Below are 20192 nucleotides of genomic sequence, written 5' to 3' on the forward strand. Positions count from 1 at the left end.
TAAAGAATTAGCTGCTAATATCCGGACCTAATAAGTCGCTGTTAGAAAACAAATTGCCGGGAAAAGTTCTATAAACAGGCAATTAAAGCTTAACCTGTAAGGTCAGGTAAAAAGTCCTTGGATCGGAAGGCAATATTCCCGGCCCCGGGTAGCCATCTGCTCTGCGGGTAAAATACCTTTCATCCAGTAGATTATTGACGTTCCCGTATAGAGTAAACCACTTCCATTTATAGCTTGCACTAAAATCCATTACCTGATAGGAAGGAACGGCACCGTCAATAGCCCTATCCGATCTTTCAGCATTTGTAGCATCAGAGTATTGTTTACCAACATAAGAAAACTGACAACCGATATCAAAGCGCTGATGTCCGAAGGAAATACCGGTACGTAATAATACAGGCGGTACAAATTCAACCAGGTTATCCTTACGGACCGAAGCATCCAGACTATTTATATATCTGGCATCAATCAACGCAAAATTAGTATATACGTTTAATTTGTATTTGCTTAGTCCCTTAGTAATAGCCTTCAGCAGATCGGCCTCTACTAAACTCTCGAACCCTATGTTTCGGCTATCGCCGATATTTTTACGTAAGCGGTAGTTTTCCAGATTGTCTGCACTTTTTGCATTTACCGATCCGATGCGCCTATTATATTTTAGATAAAATAAGCTCAGGTCATAACGCATCCATGAATTTAAAGTACCTCTTATACCACCATCAATGGTATATCCCTTTTCATCAGTCAACGCGGAATCAACCCGTGCATTCGGGTTTATGACACGTATATCGTTAAAATTCACACTGCGGTAATTCTGTGATGCGTTAGCATACAGTTCAACACCCTGTACCGGCTTATAAGATGTACCTATACCGAAAAACACAAAAGAGCGGTCGTTTGCCTTTTTTTCAAAATTCTGAATGTAATAGAAATCGTCATATGGACTTGATCTGGTTGCATAATATCCATCTGCATTAGTAGAAATAAATTCAAATCTCGCACCAGGAGTAATACTCCACTTTTCATTCAGTTGAAAAATATGCTCTGTGAATATGGCAATATTTGTACCTGGAAACCTATAACCAGAAACACTTGGGAAATTCCCCGTATAGCTGAAGTCCGGCCCCTTGCCATCACTGGCATTACCCTGATTACGCAAGGTCAGTCCTTTGTATACCCTTACCCCTGCCAGGAAAGTACTATGCTGTTGCCTGACAAGCTTATACTGGTGCAACAGACGCAGTTCAGATCCAAAGTTCTTATAAGTATCGTCCAATAAATCCCGGGGGCCACCCATATCAGGCCTGTTGATATAAGTCAATACTCCCAGCGCCTGCCTTCCTGCATAGAGGTGATAACTTCTCCAGTTTATCTTCGTATGATCGTCAAACTGGTAATCAAGCGTAACATTAGCCAGGTTCCAATTTACTTTAAACCAATTGCGTTCACGGTTAGATTGATGAGGATCACTTGCAAATTCATTGTCGGTCAGGCCGCCTGGCAAGTGCGACAGATAATCCATGAACGTATATTCACCACCTACTCTGAGCTTTGGAGTAAGCTGATAATCGGCATGGATATAAGCACCATGCTGTTCAAAATGACCATTAGGGCGCCATCCGTCGCCACGTTTATATTGATAATATGCATAATAATTCAGCTTCTTAATGGTACCGCCAACGCTGTTGAATGAGTTAAAAAATCCGAAAGAGCCTGTCGTCTGACGACTGGTTATCTCCATCGGCTTGTCTGACGGCCCTTTTTTTAGCTGAAAGTTAATCAATCCCCCAAACTGCGTACCGTACTGCAGACTGGCTGCGCCACGTATGATCTCTATTCTGTCCAGTGCCTCAGCAGGAGGTGTATAATAACTTTCCGGATAACCCAGGGCATCAGCACTGATGTCATAGCCATTCTGGCGTGTATTAAAATTAGATACGCGGCTTGGGTTCAACCCTCTTCCCCCTATACCCAGCTGCAGGCCCCCGCCATCGTATTCAATAATATTGATCCCGGCCACGCGGCTATACAACTGCCGGGAATTATTTGTCGCCAGATTAGCATTCAAACTTTCTACATTAACTACTTCGGTCTTTTTTCCCGCATAAATAGCCGTTCCTTCTACCTGTCTCAAGTTCCCAGACGCCATTCGTTGAATGCTGTCCCGGACATTTACCTCATCCAGACGTTTACCATCTGCGTCCTCCAAGGTAACATCAAGGACAACGTCCCGGTTTACTTCTATTTTCTTACTGTATTTCTCCGCACCCAGAAAATATACGATAAGCTCATATTTTCCAGCCGGTACTGTGTTAAACCCAAATTTCCCGGATTCGTCACAACTCGTTGTTAAACTGGTATGAACAATACTCACCGTAGCGCCGGCAGCAGGCGTGCTATTTATGCGTACACGTCCGCTGACAGAAAAAAGCTGAGCTGAAGCCCCCAGAGCATATACATTCAATAATAAAAAACATAATAATTTACTAAAGGTCTTATTTTTCATTTTTTGCAAAAGGTAATATCCACGTATAATGATGCCAGCCGAATCGTTGCCGGGCAAGGTTGACACCAGGATCAGTAAAAGAACGGGAACGCCCTCCATTCAGGGTCACATAAGATTCCACATAAACAGCCGGATCTTTCAATCCCCGCTGACGGTATACAGATGCCAGGTAATGCGCATAGCGTAAGATCAGATCGGGCTGGGTGCTCATCATTTTGTCCTGCAATGGAGTCAGGAACTCACTGTTATCCACCTCGTATGCCCGTCCTGTCGAAGGTTCTTTAACATAGAAAAAAGTATTGCCGGATTTTTCCATCAGCATGACACGCCATGAAAAACGATATCCCTCTTCATACCAGAACAAATCTCCCGGATAAGCCAGAAACCGCAGCGGGATAATCAGCTGAATACAGAAATAAGTTCCGGATACGATCGTGGCAACTCTATTTTTGCATCCAAATAGCACGTAATTACTTTTTCCGGAAATCTGTCTGGATTTTGATAAAAGATGGCTAAGCAGCTTATATTGAAACGCGGAGCTGAAGAAAATAAAGCTACAGATAATCATCACATAGGGAAACATGCCAATACCCGGAAAAAAAAGCGCTGTCGCCAGATGAAAGCCAATCACAAAAAGATAAGCAACGGGACGGGTCCTCCTGTTGATCAGGAAAAAAGCAATCAGGAGGTCATATACCGCGCCGAACCAGCTGAACACATAAGCTACCCAACCTTTGTACATTAAGGCGCCTATTAACGGCAAATGGCTTTTAGGCGGCAACCAGATCTTCATCGGCATCGCATGCAGCAGCCAGTCTGGCGTCAGCTTAGCCAAACCGGCAAAAAAATAGACAATGCCTACCTGCATCCGTAGAACACCAATCGTCCATAATGGCACCTTATCATACTTCAGACTTGGCCAGATAAAAGTATCCACGGCAAAAAATCGATTAGCAGGCAGCCATATCATCAGGAAGCTGACAAGGCTGATAAAGTAATAATGGTTGAGATAATTGGTGGCATCTATCAGCTCAATATAGGTAAAAGCGAGAAAGAAAAGTGGTGCTGTGATGCGATACAGGAAGCCAAGCGCAATGCCTGCAGCCGAAATAGCAGCCAGAAAAAAAAGCAGGTGCATACCCGTATATCCCAAAGGTTTCACCCATTCGAAGCCCCAGTAACTAAAATAGAACCGCGGGTTAACATACAAATCCACTATCCACCCCTTCAGCCAGAAACGCAGGATACCAACGAACATCATCAGTCCGAACAATATCCTGAATATAACCAGCGGCGCAATATCTACCGGCTTTAGGAAGTAACGGATACTAGTCACCGTCGGTATCCTGATAAGTAATCCGTACACCGGTTGACGAAGCCACATCCGTTTTTAACAGTGTCAAAAGTACCTGCACCTCCCTGTAAGCTGCATCAATTTCAGCTTTGTTACTTACCAAAGCTGAAGATAACGGATCGGGTATTGCATTCAACTTGCCTATAGTCACATCAAACTGACTTATAACATCGTCACTTAATGCTTTTTTACCTAACGCCGCTAAATAACCAGATATTCCTTTTCCGCTGTTATTACCTGTAAACATTTTTTTAAGATTACCCAGATTGGCGACTGCAAGGGCAACCGAAATACCGGAATAGTAACCCTCCACTTTATCCGGATATTGTATACCACTAGACTGCTTGCCATAAGGCCATCCAATGCGTGGCCCCTTCATCTGGTCCATTTCGTATGCAAACTGGTTGATCAGAAAAGCAATAGGGCTGCCTGCATCTGAACGCGTATTACTTACAAATTCAGTCCTGTAACCGGTGTTCCATGCAGTAATTACATTTCCGGTAAGCGTTTTCATACGGGCAATCAGGTCCAGCACATATTTCCTGCGGTTAGCTGCACCGTTATCGTTGAATTTGGATAACGCATCGGGAGCAAACAATACATAATCAAGTGCAGGGAAACCTTGTTGGTCAACGGTAAAATTCTGGGTAAGGTCATAGGTGCCCCTCAGTATATTTCCATCTATCACAGCTTTGTCCGCAGGAAAAGTATTCAGAAAATTGTTCAGTAAAACCCGTTCAGACGGGCCAAATTGATTTACCGAAATCTGCTCATATTGAATATAAGCAGCCTTAAACACAGTTTTCAAGGCCTGCTGATTCCCTGCATCAGGGGTAGTTAAAAATGTACTCACAGCAGCTTCAAATTGAGTAATCTGCTGCTGCAGACCAGTATAGGCAGGTATGATAAGGTGATCTGCGTAATCGGCCAGCATAGTTCCCTTATCAAAACCTTCAGCCTGCGGACTATTGTCTTTGCTGGTCTTTTTAGAACAGGCGACGATAAAAATGGTAAATGCGGTTATAAGTATGACGATACCGGGTTTTATTTGATTAATTTTCATCAGTAATTGATTATTTTTTATTTTCTAAGACGAATCCCTGTTAATAATGAAAGCTCCTGGCGCAAAAATGTGCCAGGAGCCGGATTAACACAATAATCAGTTTAATTCAGACCATAAGTAGTCTTCAGGATATTTTGCGCTTCAACCAACTTCGTGAAATTTGCCTCATTGACCAGTACATAGAAATTGGTGCCCATAGTTGCCGTTAGCTTCTGAAAGTTAGCTTCAGTCAGCTTGCTTCCAGCCGGACGGTATTTGAAACACGAAACGAAGCCATATCCCTCAGACAACGCATGAAACTGAGTAGGCAGATCATTTATACTTGTCGAATTAGTAGGTATCGTCACATAAGCCAAAGCAGCAGCAGCAACCAGCTGTTCCCATTTAGCCAGGATAATGTCGATCTGCTCCTTTACTACAGCATAGTCTCTGGCACCGATCGCAGCACGACCTTTAAGGAAAGCATTAAAAATAATCTTGCCTGCTTCAATACCTTTGCCGCGTTCTGCAAGGTAACCGCCCCATAATAAAGGACGGTTTGAATCTGTGTTCGCATAGGTTTTCCCCGGGTCATAATCTACCGGAACGCTCAGATACCCGAAGGCTTCGTCCCAGTTACGCTGCATAGCAGTTGTCCCGTTGGTCACAGTATTATTATCGGCGTTCGGGACATTCGTGAGGATATTTACAGCTTCCTTAAAAAACAACGCGCCCATCATTCCTTTAGCCACAGCCTGGTTATACTCAAGTCCTGTAGCACTTACCAGCCTTTTGGTAGTTCCCTTGATCACATATCCGGCTTTTCCATTAGAAGCCTCTTTCCCATTTTCGAGACTATTCGCAGCCTGCTGAGCAAAGTACCCGATAAAAGTAGCGGCATCAGCAGTCTTCTCAGCGAGCTTCACCCCTGAAGTATTTAATGTGGCATCTGCAAAAGGACTATTGGTATTATTGAAATAGTCATTTGCTTTTTCCGCCGTAATGGTAGCATTTAAAGCTGTCCCAAGATAGGAATTCAGTTCCACAGCCATTTTCACCCTCTGTGTCGAAGTCGTATAGTTTGCACCCGTAAAATTATAAGTCGCAGGGATGTCGTAAGGAGGGATTACTTCTTCCTTAACCTTGTCTTTCTTACAGGAGGTAAGTCCTGCTACGGCCAGAACAACAAAAACTGAACTTTTAAGGTAATTAACTTTCATGTTTATGGGATTAGAATTTAATTGTTGTGATTGTTTGTATTAAGTCTAAATAACTAGTATTCTTGCTGCAAATATTATAGCTAATTCTAAAGAATTTCTAAAGATTTAGAAATATTCTAAATAAAGACATCATGAAATTACTGTTTGTAGAAGACGAGCCTATACTGGTTGAAGAAATGAATAGCTATTTCAGTTCCCAGGGATTTGTATGTGAGCAGGCCATCAGTTTCAGCCAGGCAGCACAGAAGATTCACAATTACCGTTATGATATTGTCATCCTTGACATTACACTTCCCGACGGTACCGGTATGGAACTCATTTCTGGTATCAGGGAAAAAGACATTGAGACCGGAATCCTGATCCTTTCCGCTAAAAATTCTCTGAATGATAAAATAGATAGTCTTAACCTCGGCGCAGATGACTACCTTACCAAACCTTTCTATATCGAGGAACTCAGTGCAAGAGTCAATGCCCTATACCGCAGAAAAATTCTAAAAGGTTCCCAAAACATCCATTTCGATGCCTTTACTATAGAGCCCTTTTCCAAAAAGCTCTCCTATAAAAAACAAGAAATCGGACTTACCCGTAAAGAATTCGAAATGCTGATGTATTTTTTAGTTAATAAAGAACGTGTGGTCAGCAAATCGGCTATAGCGGAGCACCTCTGGGGCGATCACTTCGACCAGCAGGACAACTTCGATACCGTATATGTACACATGAAAAACCTTCGGAAGAAACTCAGTTCGGCATCCGGAAAAGATTACATCAGAACAGTCTACGGCATGGGTTATAAATTTTCCTGCTGATGCGGTTGCTCACCAGGATCAGCATCTATTATCTGTGTCTGAGCACGATCGTACTTGGGATTGCGGGGATATTGCTTTACATCTTTCTCCGCAACGAGATTTCCAGGGAAATGGAAGAGCAGTTGGAAATGCAGCTTGATATGGTGGCTTCCGAATTGCAGGGAGGCCGGAAAATCTCATATCCCTTGGTTGATATCCGTTCGGGCGAAGAAATTCTGATGCGGCTTCCCAAAGTGTTCAAAGACACCCTTTTGTATGATCATTTGCAGAAAGAGACAGAAGGCTATTATTATTTTGAGGAAAGCAAGAAGATCAATCATAAACCTTACCGTATCCGCGTTATGACCACTTATATTGGTTGGGAAAACTATGCGCGAACCATCACGTATATGTTCCTGCTGATTGCCACGCTATTGGTCGCACTTGGCACACTTATCAATTACTTCATGAACCGCAGTATCTGGAAACCCTTTCTCATAAACTTGCGGCGAATGCAGGGCTATTCTGTAAGTTCCCGGGAAGAATTACAGCTTGCGCGCACCAGGACAACAGAATTTCAGGAAATGAATACCGTACTCAGTGATCTGGCGGCCAGGGGTAAGCGGGAATATACAGCGCTGAAAGAGTTTACCGAAAATGCATCTCATGAAATTCAGACGCCCCTGAGTATTTTGAAGACCCGCCTGGAAACCATCAGCCAGGTTCCGCTGGACAGTGCCGTAATCAGACCTTTAGCGGATGCGAAGCAAGCCGTAAACCGGCTCAGTAAAGTAAATAAAGGCCTGCTCCTCCTCGCTAAGCTTGAAAACGATGCATTCCAGGACAAACGGCAAATTAATCTCAGAGCAACAATCATCCATAATTATTCCCTTATGGAAGACGTTTTTGAACATAAGGGGATCAAGGTAAATCAACAGCTGTCAGACTATTCGGTATTTGCCAGCCAGACACTTATGGACATATTGGTCTCTAATCTTATGACCAATATGATCAGCCATGCTCCGGCAGACGCTGCCGCATCTATCTGTCTGAATGCGATTCAACTGGTCTTCAGCAATGAAGGACCTCCGTTGACCTTCGATGCTGCCAGGCTATTCAGCCGCTTTGGCAAAGGCATACCTGGTTATAAGGGCAACGGACTAGGCTTGTCTATTGTAAAACAAATATGTCAGGTAAACGGCTGGATAGTGGAATATACCTACAAAGAGCATCGGCATACCTTTGATATCAGATTTAAAGAATAGCGCTCAAAATGAATACGCGAACGTACCGGCAAATTACTTATTGAAGTTAAGCACCAGATAACCGCAGACTACATTTGTAATATACGGGATCATCTGCAAAATGTCATAAACAGTAACACAACAATCCTGTCTTCATCCAAGAATCGTTTAATTTGTTGTCACCATTCATGAGAAGAAAAATAAACCCGTTGCCGCTCCTCATCATTGTCTTCGCCGTGCTCGCACTGAACTGGCTTGTACTTTCGGGCATCTATGTATTAAGCGCTGCTTTCTGGGTAGCACCCGTATTCTGGGCGATATCCGGCGGGATCACAGCAGCCCTGATCATTGCAATAATCAGAACACGGAGCGCAACTGATCTGTATTTCAAGGTTGCCAGCCACGCATTCCTGATATTGTTCGTTGCTGAACTGGTATTTGCGGCCATACTCCTTACTGGCGATACATACCGCCTTATAGCAGGGGGGCCGAGAAGTATCTACTGGACAGGATTTGCAGCTGCCTTGTCTGGGCTTACCATCCTGGTATTTCTTTATGGAATCACCAGGGGAAAATATGCTTACAGGGTGATCAGACATACGCTCTATTTTGAAGATCTGCCTGCCGCTTTTGATGGCTTTACCATTACTCAGATATCCGACATACACGCGGGGAGCTTTGCCAACCAGGCGGCGGTTCAGAAAGGCATAGACCTGGTGAACAAACAGCGTTCCGACCTGTTCGTTTTTACAGGTGACCTGGTAAACAACAAAGCGGATGAGATCAGGCCCTGGCTGGCACACTTCAGGCAGATCAAAGCACCTTATGGACAGTTTTCCGTATTGGGCAACCATGATTACGGCGACTATATTAAGTGGCCGGACGAACAATCCAAAAAAAACAACCTGCAGCAACTCAAGCAATATCATGCCGAACTAGGTTTCAGGTTGTTGTTGGATGAACACATTGTATTGCATAAGGACGGACAGCATATTGTCCTGGCCGGGGTAGAGAACTGGGGTATAGGCTTTGGAAAGCGAGGTGATCTCAAACAAGCCCTGAATGGTGCAGGTCCCCGTGATTTCAAAATATTGCTTTCCCATGATCCTACACACTGGCAGGAAGAAGTGCTCCGTTTTCCGGATAAGATAAACCTTACACTTTCCGGCCATACACACGGCATGCAATTTGGTATCGAAGCCCTTGGCATCAAATGGAGCCCTGTAAAATACCGTTATCCGCATTGGGCAGGTATTACCGGTAATGACGGAACCTACCTGAATATCAACCGTGGGTTTGGCTTCCTGGGGTTTTCCGGAAGGGTCGGCATTTGGCCTGAGATCACCGTAATCGAACTCAGAAAGAAAGCATATTGAGTTAAATTACCTACTTTTGTGCCGCATAGCTATCAACTGCATTAGCAAACACTGAATGGAAGAAAGCAACACGCTGAAAAGAATTTTTCAAGACCGCAAGAGGACTAACGTTCTGAGAACCGCCGAACAGGCCACCATATCTTTCCTGGTCAAAAAAGTACCTTCGTTTGTCACCTCGAATATGCTCACTTCCATCGGCACCGTCGGTTCGCTGATCGTCATGGCAGGATTTATCCTGGCTGCTTATATCGATCGTCATTACCTGCTCCTGGGGATTGCAGGGCTTGCCATTAACTGGCTGGGCGATTCGCTGGACGGACGTGTAGCCTACTACCGCAATATTCCCCGCAAATGGTATGGCTTTTCTCTGGACATCATTATGGATTGGATCAGCACGGTACTGATCGGACTTGGTTATATGGTCTATGCGCGGAATGCCTATGAACTGATCGCATTTGTCTTTGTGGTGCTATATGGCTGGGCGATGATCATCTCCCAGCTTCGCTATAAGATTACTGACATCTACAGTATCGACTCGGGCTTTGTGGGGCCTACCGAGGTACGCATTATCCTCGCCTGCATAATGATACTTGAGGCCATATTCGGTAATCTTATTGAATATTTTGCTGCAGCAATGTGTCTCATCCTCTTCGTGATCAATATTGCAGAAACAAGAAAATTACTGCAATATGGTGATATGCGCGATGCAGCCGAACGCGAGAAAGGCAATAAGGACGCGCAACTCAAGGAAACAGCCTGATATGGGGAAGGCACAGGCGATATATACCTTTGCCAAAGCACAGTTTTCTGCTTTTGCAGGAGGCATTATCGACTACCTCGTTATGCTCGGTTGTACTGAGTTGTTACACATTCACTACACCATCTCCATAGGCATTGGCGGTGTCATCGGTGCTGTCTTTAATTTTACCGTCAACCGCTACTGGACTTTCAGTAATACAAATGCAAGCAAGAATCCTGTAGGTGGCCAGCTGATACGCTTTGTATTTGTAGTTTGTGGCAGTATCATACTTAAGTCTTCCGGTACCTGGCTTTTTACAACCTATCTGCACATTGATTACAAGATCAGCCGGATCATTGTAGACCTGATCGTATCCCTTGGTTTCAATTATGTACTGCAAAATTATTGGGTATTTAAAAGAAAACCGCCGACAGACCTGCCTGCCGTATAAGGGTATGCAGGATTAGAACGAGCTGGACTAAAACTGTCCTGAAAAGGAAAAGCCTGCAGCACCCTGCTGGTAAACAGGCACAAAGTTCATATGAGCGGCATGCCTGCCAGCTATCAGACGTTTTAATTTCGGATAAAAAAAATAACCTAGTTTAGCGGAAGCAATACCAAAACCTGCCCCCGCAACGACATCACTTACCCAATGTCTGTTGTTGTATAAACGAAAAACCCCGGTAGTTATAGCTACTGCATACCCACCGTATCCTATCCAGGGAGAAACATCTTTATACTCCTGCATCAGAAATTCAGCTGATGTAAAAGAGGTAGCTGTATGTCCCGAAGGAAAAGAATTACGGGTACTGCCATCAGGTCTCAGTCGTTGCGTGGCTGACTTCATACACTCTGTCGAAGCTTTCATGATCGCAAAGGAAACCAGGTAGGCACCTGTAGCATCCAGTGTACCATGTCTTCCTTTCACTCCTGCAAGATGGAGTGCATATACCGCCGCCGCAGGCGCATACTGCATAAAGTTATCCATCTTGCTGGAAAACAAAGGATGATCTTCCTGAAGTTCGGCTCTCGTGGTACGATCCAGATCGTTAATAAAATTATTCCCCCCCGCAAAAGCACCGTAACCGACCAAAACAGCCGGGGCAATGAAAGCCACAGGTCTGAGCTGAAATGATTGTATCCGGGACTCGGATTTTTCCTGCCCTTTATGGTCTGTGCTATCCTGTTGCGCGCAGCAGAACAACGGGGTTGGGGCTAAAAGCAAAAACGACAGTCTAAGGAAAATTACCCGCACATTCATCATCATTCAAAATACTCAATTTCTTAACATTTTGCTAACGCAAAAAACTGAGTGTCATTATCCCGTTTAAAAAAAATGGTACCTGAAAACCTTATTTTGCTTTCAGGCACCATTCTGATATTACAGTGGTGAATTCACCAAGGAACTATTTCTGGCCTGTCGTTACATCTGTCCAGTTATCCGTCTTAAAAGGTGAAGCCGGAAGATCTGCGTCATTGTACAATGTACTTGGCGGATTATTTGCCCAGGCATACCTTACAGCGACAGGATTGGTTACTTCATCACTGCTGACAACAACTTGATTACCTTGTATCGTTGCCTTAGCCCAATAGAATTTCCGGTCAGCACCAGCTATTGCAAAACCTTTCAGCTCTGCACCGTCTCTGGCCTTCAGGCCACCATACGTATCCGTAAAGTTCAGCCTTATGGTATTACCACTGACTTGCTGCGATTTAAAAGCCGGGCCGGAATAAGGTATTTTCACACCATAATTCTTTGCCAGGGCAATATAAGCGAGGCGTTTGCCGACATCCTGCTTGTTTTTCGGATGAATATCTGCAGCATCGCCTACATCAATGATCACTGCCATGCCCGTATTTTTCAGGGAAAGGGTTTGCTTTTGTGCATCTCTCAGCTCTGCCCATTTAGAATCGACAGGCTGGTCGTCCGTTTTCATAAAATTGGCGAGCTGTACAAAGTAGAACGGGAAATCCCCTACTCCCCATTTCGTGCGCCAGTCTTTGATCATGGCCGGAAACAGCGTGCGGTATTGATTGGCCCGGTCCGCATTGCTTTCACCCTGATACCAGATGGCACCCTTCACCGGAAACTGGATGTAAGGATGGATCATTGCATTGTAAAGTACGGAAACACGATTGGGATTATTCTTTTCACTGGTATCATCCGGATTGCCCTGTATTTTTGCAAGCCTTTCGCTAAAGTCCGGCAACGTCCTTAGGGTTTCCGCGCTAGTCCAGGCTTCAGCAATCGTACCACCCCATGAAGTATGGATAAGACCGATCGGAATACCAGTCTTCCGGGTAATTTCCCTTGCAAAGAAATAAGCTACTGAAGAAAATTCCCCTATATACTGCGGTGTGCATTCCGTCCAGCCGCCATTAGTTACCTTTGCATCGTCCAGTGGCTTGTTACTAGTCACATGCACTCCTTGCAGCAACCTGATCTTAGGATAGTTCGCATCTTTGATCTCCTGCTCGTAATTATTGATCTTGCCCCACCCCGCCAGCGGCATTTCCATATTTGACTGGCCTGAGCACACCCATACATCGCCTACCAGTATATTCTTCAGCGTTAGTTCTTCACCATCAGAAATGCTCACGGTATAAGGCCCGCCATAAGAAGGAGTATTTACAAAAATTTTAAAGTTTCCGGCAGCATCAGCCTGTCCTTTTACCGGTTTATTATTCCACGAAGTAGTTATGGATACGGTTTTTCCTGCATCCGTCCTGCCCCATACGGGCACCTTGGTCTTTTGCTGAAAGACCATATTGTCACTGAAGAGTGAAGGCAGTGTCACCTTAGCCTGCAGGGTACCTGAGGCCAAAAAAAGGCCCAGACCAGTGGCAACGCTAAAGAGTCTTGTGTGTTTAAGGTTCATACGATTTGGTTTAATTCTTAAACTTACTATTTTATTTCCTCTATTTGCAACACCACACTTGTTCTTCCAGAATTTACGACAGGATTGAAACCTACCTTCATGAGAAAGTCCCCGGTATATATTTTACTGGCATCTATTGCCGATTTTGTATCCGGATAAAGGTTGATCTCTTTGATGCTGTACTTTTTTCCCGAATCGAGCCCTTTCAACCTTACCGGTAATTTGCTGCCTTCATCATAACGGTTATTCACAAGGTAGCTGAACATAACAGCACTGCTTTTTTCAGGGTTCACATAGAGCATAGAAGCTACACTTCCTTCCCTTGGGTTAGCCAGCCTGTACTGGTCTCCATGCCATATCACGGGCTTCAGCGTATTGTAATTTTTAATAGCTTCCTGGCAATATTTCAGATCATTTTCTTTTAGATGGCTTACTACAATATCAAAGCCCAGTTTGCCCATCATGGCTACATCTGTGCGGAATTTGATCGGTTGCTTTCCCCAGTCTGTCACATGGTTGGAAGAAGTAATTGCGGGATAGAAATACGAATATTCCCACTGGATGAAGATCCGCTCGATCGGATCGGTATTATCGCTTGGCCAGAATTCGGTAAAGTATTTCAACGCGGCATAATCTACACGTCCGCCACCACCCGAACAAAGCATCATTGGTACTGAAGGATATTTTGCGCGGATGCGTTCCAGTACCTTATAAAGTCCCCGCATGTACTCAATGTAGAAATGGTTCTGATTACCGAGGTACGAGGAGTACGCATTATAGATCACTGCGTTACAATCCCATTTAATATAAGCCAGCTCAGGGTTTTTCGTAAACAGGTCGTCCACTACACCGAACACAAAGTCCTGTACCTTCGGATTGGCCAGATCCAGCACCAGCTGGTTCCTGAAATAATGTTCCTCCCGCTTAGGCTGTTTAATTACCCAGTCCGGATGCTTCTCATACAGATTACTTTTCGGGTTCACCATTTCCGGTTCTATCCAGATACCGAACTTTACACCGTTATTGCCAGCTTCCTTTACCAGCGATGCCACCCCGTTAGGAAGTTTGGTCTTGTTCTCTTCCCAGTCACCGAGTCCCGCAACATCGCCATTACGCGGGTATTTGTTCGCAAACCAGCCATCATCCAGGAGAAACAGGTCTACTCCCAGCTTTTTGGTATCCTTCAGCAACTCGAACAACTTGCCCTCATTGAAATCAAAATAAGTTGCCTCCCAGTTGTTGAGCAGAGTCAGACGGTTGCCCTTTCCGTCAAGTATCTTATAATTACGGGCCCAGTTATGCAGATTTCTGCTGGCGTCACCCTTCCCTGTATTGGACAAGGTATACAAAAAGGCGGGTGTGGTAAATTCTTCATTAGGCTTCAGGGAATAAGGCGATGCAAAATTGTTGATGCCTGAAATCACCTTAAGATTGTTCTGATAATCAAGTTCCAGATCCGTACGGAAATTCCCGCTGTATTCCAGGGCACCATACAGTACTGTACCTTCATCTTCCGTAGCCGGCTTGTTCAGGGAAACCATGAACACCGAAGGCTGGAACAGGTTTGCCCTCGTACCCAGCTTGGTATCCAGCGTCTTAATGCCGTGGGTTATCTTGCTTTCTTCCGGCTGCATCTCCTTTGCCCAGTCGCCATGATACTGGTTCAGCCAAAAGCCATCGGCTTTGAGGTAGATACTTCCCGATGCAAACTTCTGGAGTACAACATTCCCTTTTTCTCTATGCCTGATCACACTCCATTGCTCCACCACATCATCCTTAAAATACGACTTATAATAAAGTGTTACCTGGAAGTCATATACCGGATCTTTCAGCACGATACTGAGCAAACTTACATCATCACTGATCTTTTCAACCTTATGGCTTTCATAACGCAGGTCCAGCGAATTGTTACCATCTGCATGGGTGACCGCAATGGCAGGTTCCAGCAGGCTTTTTGAACCCGCTGGTGTATAGGGAGACGACAAGACGCCTGTATATTCTGATGTCTGTTTATACTGTGCTGCCACCTGGTCATATTCTGATGCATTGGCGAGTTTCTTACCAAAATAAATGGTATTCAGGTTCTTTTTTGCATCAGCCTGCAAGACCAGTGCATTACTTCTGGTCTCCACAGGAATATTAATATGCTGCGCATAAATGGCTACGGACGAGAATAACAGTCCGAAAGATAGTACAGTTCTTAAATTCATTTGTTTATGTTAATGGTTTGTATTAGGCCAAGTCCCAAATTTAGCGTATTGGATCAAACTTTTTTATATCCATTTGGCATATTACTATGGATTTTTGCACCCATATGGACTGCATCCAGGCTCAAAACCTCATCAAATGCAGTTGAAGCACCTGAGTAGTCTTCCAGCCCTAAAAGGCCAAGTCCTTTCATGAAAAAGCAATGTGTACGGTTCTTTACATCCAGGTCAGCCTCAAATACCAGCAAGTCCGGCAATGAAACGGCAAAGTAATCGATTTTTATCTTATCATTCAGATGTTCCTCCGCATAGTTTATCAGCTTCCGGAAAATCGACCTGGCCTTATCTTCCTCGCCAAGCGCACGCCAGGCAAGCCCCTGGTAAAAGATCTTGTCAGGTTGCTGATCATTATAAAATACAGCTGCGGAAGGCTCATCAAGTCCTGCGGTAGCTTTTCTAAACCATTCCTCAGCAGTTTTTTCTGCCCCCAGGCCCGTATAAGCGCACCCCAGCCAGTAGAAGATGTCATTTTCCTGCGCGCCAAAAAGCTTTCCTTCACCCAGGTTCCAGGGATAAGTCTGGGCAGCTGTCAGTAAGCCTATCGCCTCTGTGAAATGCCCCTTATCTAGGTGAACTTTGGCAAGTTCAGTCAGGCTGTATACATACTGACCGGAAACCCTTCCCTCACCACCTTCCCATGGATGGAACTGCCGCTTGCTGATTAACTCCAGCGCCTGGTCATAGCTACCCAGAAAGTTCAGCAGACTTAATCTTTCCAGATATAGATCGTCCCGTTCCTGCATGGTATCCAGGTGCGCTTCCAGATGGCGAAGACGTATGTCCGCCTTACGGTTCAGCCGCTTGTACAGCTGGTCAAGTTCCATCAGCACACGTGCATCGGTCCTGTCAAGCTCAAAAGCTTTTTCAAAACAGCTCACTGCACTTTCGGTGTCATTACGTTTATTGAAATAGGCAATCCCCAGATTTCGCAGTACTGTCGGAAAACGGGGATCTTTTTCTGCAGCCATTTCCCAATAGGAAATGGCCTCATCATACTGGCGTTTATCATAAAAAAGATTACCCAGATAATAAGGGGCCTTCGCATCTGAAGGGTTCAGTCTGATGGCTAATTCCAATGCGGCAATATCTTCCAGGCGGTTTGGGAAACACAGATAAGGGTTTGCTGCTGCTGCCTTCTTCAGCCATACCAGTGCTTTTTCGCACTCAGACTGCGCATGAGCAAAAACAGCCAGATGATAATAAACCATCGGGACACCATCCTTCGATATGCCCAGATACCGCTCAAGTAGTCCGGCAGCTTCTGTATATAGTCCGGCAGCCGCGTAATCCAGCGCATAAGCAAGGAAATTCTGAGCATTTCCTCTTGACAAGTGGAGCAGGTCAGTAATGGTATTTTCAGCCTGTTTCCCATCAGCATTTTCCTGCGCAAGCGCAAGCTCATATAATGCGCCCAGGTTAAACGGATCCCTTTGTAATGCTTCTTCCGCAACTATAACTGCCTGTCCGGTATTACCCAGTTTACGCATTGCGGCAGCCTTCAGGACATATGATTTGCTGTTGGCTGCGTTATGGTCAAGAGAAGACCCGATATGCTCCAAAGCCAAGCTCCAGTCACCGCGCGCCATATCTATTTGTGCAACAGAGAAAAAGCCCGTATCCTTCCAGGTCTTGCCCCAGGTAGACTTATAAAACGCCGAATAAGCCTTATCCTGTTTACCTTGAAATTTCAATGCCAGGCCCAGATTGTAGTAAGGCTCAGTGTCATAAGGATTGGGATTGCGTTGCGTAACTGTTTCAATTGCCTTTCTGAAATAAAGGACGCTTTTTGCAAATTGCCCGCGACGCAGGTACCACAGTCCCATTGCATTGTTACAGCGAAAATCCTTCGGATCGCGTTTAAGGGCTTCTTCATAGTAAGGCACAGGGCTGTAAGTGGCATGTCTGTACTGTTCCAGGTGCTGGCCGGTCAGGAATAATTGTTCATTGTTTTCAGTGTCTTCCGGCATGTATGCTGCCCTGGCCGGTTGGGGAAATTCATTCACTTTGCCGGAAGCCGGATCATAAGCAACCAGTATTTTTCCCGAAGGCGCCGATACGGAAAGTAAAAGTTCGCTTTCCCCAGCCTCTGGCGGAAGGACAGCAGTTTTATAATAGACAGCTTTGGGATCAATATTTACGCTTTCTGCAAACAGCTCAGTCCCCTTATAAGTTAATCTCACTACTACGTCCTTTTGCGGTGACGTTACATAAATCTTAACTGTCGCCTCACCTTTGTTCAGATCAAGAGCCAGTAAAATATCCTTCGTCGCATTCTTTACCATGCCCAGTTCGCGGTAGGGCATAAAGTACTGAGTAAAGGTCTTTTCTTCATTAGGCATCAGCCAGGTAAAATCCGGTTGGTTATCTGTGAACATACCCGTCATCAGTTCAATATACGGACCGTCCTCATCAGTCAGGTTCCTGTCCCAGGCCTGTCCAAAATCGCTGTGTCCCCACGTCCACTGCTTCTTGCCCGGGCTTACATGATGATTGGCCACGTGTAGCAGCCCCCCCTGTACATCATGTTCATAACCACCTACAAAATCATATTCGGAATTAATGGCCATATAAGAGGTTGGTACAGGAATGTTCCGGTACATGGAAATATCCGTTCCTGGAGAATAATCTACCTTGTAATAAGTTCCCGTTGCAATAGGAAAAGAAGATACATCGCGTTTACCATGGTCAAATACTGCATTGACATCGGGTGGAAATACAGACTGGTAATGGTCATTGACCCTTACCGCCGGATTGGCCCACCAGAGGAAAGTTTGCGGAAGGGCTGAACGGTTGAGCAGCTTCGCCTTAATCTCTATATAAGCCTTACCTGGATGCAAGGTAAAACCCGCCATTCCCTTTGTATGGAACATTTGCTCTATCTCATTTACCCAAATTGTTTTACTGCCGTCTGTATTTTCTTCAACCTTATAATCTATCGGTTCAAAGGTACTGGGCCTGTGGTGCTGGGGCCAGTTGAATTCTATACCACCAGATATCCAGGGCCCGGTAAGTCCGACCAGGGCCGGTTTGACAACCTGATTATAATAGATGAAATGTCTTTCCTTTATTTTATCATATGCCATCTGTATACGTCCGCCCAACTCAGGCAACACCATAATCTTCAGGTATTCATTTTCCAGAAAAAGCCCCCGGTACTGCTTATCCGCCCTTTCGTCCAATATCTTTTCGATCACAGGATTGGGATATACCACTCCACTGCTTCCCTGATAGACACGCTTTTCAAAAAACATCGGGTTCTTATCCGGCTTACCTGTTCCATACGTTGGAATGGTAACCATCTCTTCCCAAACCTTTACATCAGCTGTATTCATTTTTTTTAATATGTTGTAATTGTATGTGTCAATCGTCAGTGACCAGCAAAACCTTCCTCCAGTTCCTCTAAAGTCCTGCCCTTTGTTTCCTTTACTTTTTTCAATACGAACAGGAAACCCAGCAGACAAATACCCGCGTACAGGTAAAATGGCCCGAAGGCACCGAGATGCTTTGCCAATACCGGAAAGGTAAAAACCAGTACGAAATACGCGGCCCATAACGAAACGATGGCCACTGAAGACGCTACGCCCCGGATTTTATTCGGGAATATTTCGGCGATGAGTACCCAGGTAACGGGAGCCAGCGAGATGGCATACATACTAATTGCCAGCAGCACGAATACTGAAACCATCCCCGCGGGATATTGGTGCTGGAGCAGGAATGCCAGAATGATGTATACCACCGAAAGACCAAGCGAACCGACCAGCATCAGTGGCCTCCTGCCCAGCTTGTCCACCTGCCACATGGCCAGTATCGTGAAAATAAGGTTGACAACACCTATAGCTACAGTTTCAAACAGTTGCCTGTCAAGGTTTGCACCTACCGATTCAAAAATGGTAGAAGTATAGTTAAAGACAACGTTGATACCACAGAATTGCTGGAATACGGCCAATGCAATACCAATCGCTACAGCGGGACGCACAGCTTTATCGAATACAGCACGGTAGGATTGTGTGGTGTTTCCCGCAAGTGATCTGCGAATGGCGATAGCAGTATTTTCGGCAAACCCACCCGAACCGATCTTTTCCAGTACCTGAAGGGCCTTTACCTCCTGTCCATCCTTCAGCAGCCATCTTGGGCTCTCGGGCAGCCACAGTACACCCACAAAAAAAATTACTGAAGGAACAGCCCCCAGCCCAAACATCCAGCGCCAGGCATCTGTACCCAAGTCTGCCAGAAAATAGTTAACAAGATTGGTCACCAGAATACCGATCACTACAGTCAACTGGTTAATCGCCACGTTACGTCCTCTTACGGAAGCTGGTGAGATCTCAGCGATATACATCGGGCAGAGCATGGAAGCCATACCCACACCTATTCCAGCAGCAAAACGCATGGTTACAAAAAAAACAAGATCAGTCGCCAGGGCGATACCCACTGAAGAAACTGCAAAAATTACCGCAGCAAGCATAAGGCCAGGCCTGCGGCCATATTTATCTGCCATTTTACCTGCGATCAGACAACCAACGATGCAGCCAAGTGCAAGCGAACCTGTAAGAAATCCTTCCCACCAGGCATCCAGTGCAAAAGCCGTTCTTAAAAAAGGGAGTGCACCTGAGATTACCGCAAAATCGAATCCGAAGAGATAGCCACCCAATGCAGAGATAAAAGAGATACCGATAATATAGGTATTGTTGAAGGTTTCCTGTTGCTTGTTCATCTGAATATATTGGTAAGCTAAAATTGCCGTATTGGCCGCGCAATATCAATGGACTGATCTTTTTAA

At 45.0% G+C, this 20192-nt stretch carries 14 protein-coding genes; 5 read left to right on the top strand and 9 right to left on the bottom strand.

All coding sequences use genetic code 11. The features are described 5' to 3' along the window. Window positions 1–82: 82 nt before the first annotated feature. The 4 genes from P2W84_RS11230 to P2W84_RS11245 all read right to left on the bottom strand — a co-directional run bounded on the left by P2W84_RS11230 (window position 83) and on the right by P2W84_RS11245 (window position 6122). A complete protein-coding gene (locus tag P2W84_RS11230) occupies window positions 83–2506 on the bottom strand; it encodes a TonB-dependent receptor (RefSeq protein WP_276090231.1) in 2424 nt (807 codons plus the stop codon). Then, window positions 2496–3872, bottom strand: a complete 1377-nt coding sequence (locus tag P2W84_RS11235; RefSeq protein ID WP_276090232.1) for an HTTM domain-containing protein — start codon at window positions 3870–3872, stop codon at window positions 2496–2498. Before P2W84_RS11235 ends, P2W84_RS11230 begins: the two co-directional genes overlap by 11 nt. After that, window positions 3835–4923 (bottom strand): imelysin family protein, encoded by a 1089-nt coding sequence (locus tag P2W84_RS11240; RefSeq protein WP_276090233.1) that lies wholly within the window; start codon window positions 4921–4923, stop codon window positions 3835–3837. Before P2W84_RS11240 ends, P2W84_RS11235 begins: the two co-directional genes overlap by 38 nt. Window positions 4924–5024: 101 nt before the next feature. Continuing rightward, entirely contained in the window at window positions 5025–6122 is a 1098-nt protein-coding gene (locus P2W84_RS11245; protein ID WP_276090234.1) for a DUF4856 domain-containing protein, read from the bottom strand. Between the two features lie 131 nt (window positions 6123–6253). Between P2W84_RS11245 and P2W84_RS11250 the strand changes: the two genes are divergently transcribed. From P2W84_RS11250 to P2W84_RS11270, 5 genes are all read left to right on the top strand, one after another. After that, on the top strand, window positions 6254–6928 hold the full coding sequence (locus P2W84_RS11250) for a response regulator transcription factor (protein WP_276090235.1): 675 nt from the start codon (window positions 6254–6256) through the stop codon (window positions 6926–6928). Beyond that, on the top strand, window positions 6928–8172 hold the full coding sequence (locus P2W84_RS11255) for a HAMP domain-containing sensor histidine kinase (RefSeq protein WP_276090236.1): 1245 nt from the start codon (window positions 6928–6930) through the stop codon (window positions 8170–8172). Before P2W84_RS11250 ends, P2W84_RS11255 begins: the two co-directional genes overlap by 1 nt. A 167-nt stretch (window positions 8173–8339) precedes the next feature. Further along, window positions 8340–9527 (top strand): metallophosphoesterase, encoded by a 1188-nt coding sequence (locus tag P2W84_RS11260; RefSeq protein WP_276090237.1) that lies wholly within the window; start codon window positions 8340–8342, stop codon window positions 9525–9527. A 55-nt stretch (window positions 9528–9582) separates the two neighbouring features. Continuing rightward, window positions 9583–10287, top strand: coding sequence for a CDP-alcohol phosphatidyltransferase family protein (locus P2W84_RS11265; RefSeq protein ID WP_276090238.1), 705 nt, complete (start codon window positions 9583–9585; stop codon window positions 10285–10287). A gap of 1 nt (window position 10288) precedes the next feature. Next, window positions 10289–10717 carry a GtrA family protein gene (locus tag P2W84_RS11270; RefSeq protein WP_276090239.1) on the top strand — a complete coding sequence of 143 codons (429 nt, stop codon included), beginning with the start codon at window positions 10289–10291 and terminating at the stop codon, window positions 10715–10717. Between the two features lie 27 nt (window positions 10718–10744). Here P2W84_RS11270 and P2W84_RS11275 read toward each other — a convergent pair whose 3' ends face one another. The 5 genes from P2W84_RS11275 to P2W84_RS11295 all read right to left on the bottom strand — a co-directional run bounded on the left by P2W84_RS11275 (window position 10745) and on the right by P2W84_RS11295 (window position 20126). Next, window positions 10745–11491, bottom strand: coding sequence for a phosphatase PAP2 family protein (locus P2W84_RS11275; protein ID WP_276090240.1), 747 nt, complete (start codon window positions 11489–11491; stop codon window positions 10745–10747). A 181-nt stretch (window positions 11492–11672) separates the two neighbouring features. Then, complete coding sequence (locus P2W84_RS11280) at window positions 11673–13145, bottom strand: sialate O-acetylesterase (RefSeq protein ID WP_276090241.1); 1473 nt, start codon at window positions 13143–13145, stop codon at window positions 11673–11675. Window positions 13146–13171: 26 nt separating this feature from the next. Then, window positions 13172–15355, bottom strand: a complete 2184-nt coding sequence (locus P2W84_RS11285; protein ID WP_276090242.1) for an alpha-galactosidase — start codon at window positions 15353–15355, stop codon at window positions 13172–13174. A 53-nt stretch (window positions 15356–15408) separates the two neighbouring features. Continuing rightward, window positions 15409–18744: a DUF5107 domain-containing protein gene (locus tag P2W84_RS11290; protein WP_276090243.1), complete on the bottom strand. Its 3336-nt coding sequence runs from the start codon at window positions 18742–18744 to the stop codon at window positions 15409–15411. A gap of 35 nt (window positions 18745–18779) precedes the next feature. Next, window positions 18780–20126, bottom strand: coding sequence for a sugar porter family MFS transporter (locus P2W84_RS11295; RefSeq protein WP_276090244.1), 1347 nt, complete (start codon window positions 20124–20126; stop codon window positions 18780–18782). Window positions 20127–20192 lie beyond the last annotated feature (66 nt).

The organism is Pedobacter sp. JY14-1, from assembly GCF_029269825.1.
Taxonomy (GTDB): domain Bacteria; phylum Bacteroidota; class Bacteroidia; order Sphingobacteriales; family Sphingobacteriaceae; genus Pedobacter.

What these genes read in the sequence shown, in the direction of transcription:
- P2W84_RS11230 (WP_276090231.1), bottom strand. Translation starts at nt 2,506, where the DNA reads ATGAAAAATAAGACCTTTAGTAAATTATTATGTTTTTTATTATTGAAT.
- P2W84_RS11240 (WP_276090233.1), bottom strand. Translation starts at nt 4,923, where the DNA reads ATGAAAATTAATCAAATAAAACCCGGTATCGTCATACTTATAACCGCA.
- P2W84_RS11245 (WP_276090234.1), bottom strand. Translation starts at nt 6,122, where the DNA reads ATGAAAGTTAATTACCTTAAAAGTTCAGTTTTTGTTGTTCTGGCCGTA.
- P2W84_RS11250 (WP_276090235.1), top strand. Translation starts at nt 6,254, where the DNA reads ATGAAATTACTGTTTGTAGAAGACGAGCCTATACTGGTTGAAGAAATG.
- P2W84_RS11255 (WP_276090236.1), top strand. Translation starts at nt 6,928, where the DNA reads ATGCGGTTGCTCACCAGGATCAGCATCTATTATCTGTGTCTGAGCACG.
- P2W84_RS11260 (WP_276090237.1), top strand. Translation starts at nt 8,340, where the DNA reads ATGAGAAGAAAAATAAACCCGTTGCCGCTCCTCATCATTGTCTTCGCC.
- P2W84_RS11265 (WP_276090238.1), top strand. Translation starts at nt 9,583, where the DNA reads ATGGAAGAAAGCAACACGCTGAAAAGAATTTTTCAAGACCGCAAGAGG.
- P2W84_RS11270 (WP_276090239.1), top strand. Translation starts at nt 10,289, where the DNA reads ATGGGGAAGGCACAGGCGATATATACCTTTGCCAAAGCACAGTTTTCT.
- P2W84_RS11280 (WP_276090241.1), bottom strand. Translation starts at nt 13,145, where the DNA reads ATGAACCTTAAACACACAAGACTCTTTAGCGTTGCCACTGGTCTGGGC.
- P2W84_RS11285 (WP_276090242.1), bottom strand. Translation starts at nt 15,355, where the DNA reads ATGAATTTAAGAACTGTACTATCTTTCGGACTGTTATTCTCGTCCGTA.
- P2W84_RS11290 (WP_276090243.1), bottom strand. Translation starts at nt 18,744, where the DNA reads ATGAATACAGCTGATGTAAAGGTTTGGGAAGAGATGGTTACCATTCCA.
- P2W84_RS11295 (WP_276090244.1), bottom strand. Translation starts at nt 20,126, where the DNA reads ATGAACAAGCAACAGGAAACCTTCAACAATACCTATATTATCGGTATC.